We start from the raw sequence: 1,179 nt of genomic DNA, 5'->3' as shown, positions 1-1,179 counted from the left end.
ACTCCCTTGAATTACGCGCCCGGATTTGCCTAAGCGCCTTCTATGAAGCAGCAACCAACTATTCCAACAGTTGGACAACCTTCCGCGATCCGTCCCCCCATCGCATCATACGACGGTGCAGGAATATTAACCTGCTTCCCATCAGCTACGCATCTCTGCCTCGCCTTAGGGGCCGACTCACCCTGCTCCGATGAACGTTGAACAGGAAACCTTGGGCTTACGGCGTGGGGGCTTTTCACCCCCATTATCGCTACTCATGTCAGCATTCGCACTTCTGATACCTCCAGCATCCTTTACAAGACACCTTCGCAGGCTTACAGAACGCTCTCCTACCATATGCTTACGCATATCCGCAGCTTCGGTGACTGGCTTAGCCCCGTTACATCTTCCGCGCAGGACGACTCGATCAGTGAGCTATTACGCTTTCTTTAAATGATGGCTGCTTCTAAGCCAACATCCTGACTGTTTTAGCCTTCCCACTTCGTTTTCCACTTAGCCAATCTTTGGGACCTTAGCTGGCGGTCTGGGTTGTTTCCCTCTTGACGCCGGACGTTAGCACCCGACGTCTGTCTCCCAAGCTCGCACTCATCGGTATTCGGAGTTTGCAATGGTTTGGTAAGTCGCGATGACCCCCTAGCCATAACAGTGCTCTACCCCCGATGGTGATACTTGAGGCACTACCTAAATAGTTTTCGGAGAGAACCAGCTATTTCCAAGTTTGTTTAGCCTTTCACCCCTACCCACAGCTCATCCCCTAATTTTTCAACATTAGTGGGTTCGGACCTCCAGTGCGTGTTACCGCACCTTCATCCTGGCCATGAGTAGATCACTTGGTTTCGGGTCTACACCCAGCGACTATCGCCCTGTTCGGACTCGATTTCTCTACGGCTTCCCTATATGGTTAACCTTGCCACTGAATGTAAGTCGCTGACCCATTATACAAAAGGTACGCAGTCACGGAACAAGTCCGCTCCTACTGTTTGTATGCACACGGTTTCAGGATCTATTTCACTCCCCTCCCGGGGTTCTTTTCGCCTTTCCCTCACGGTACTGGTTCACTATCGGTCGATTACGAGTATTTAGCCTTGGAGGATGGTCCCCCCATATTCAGACAGGATTTCTCGTGTCCCGCCCTACTTGTCGCACGCTTAGTTCCACACATCGCATTTCACATACGGG

General features: G+C 51.5%; 1 rRNA gene (only partly in view). It reads right to left on the bottom strand.

From position 1 onward, the window contains the following. Positions 1-1,179, bottom strand: a 23S ribosomal RNA gene (locus AC07P1_RS33660) (its annotated part extends 1,250 nt beyond the left edge of the window); the annotation flags it as partial.

Source organism: Duganella sp. GW821-FHT07F09 (genome assembly GCF_059418705.1).
The sequence above is the reverse complement of the archived record's forward strand: the minus strand, read 5'-3'. Positions and strand labels throughout refer to the sequence as shown.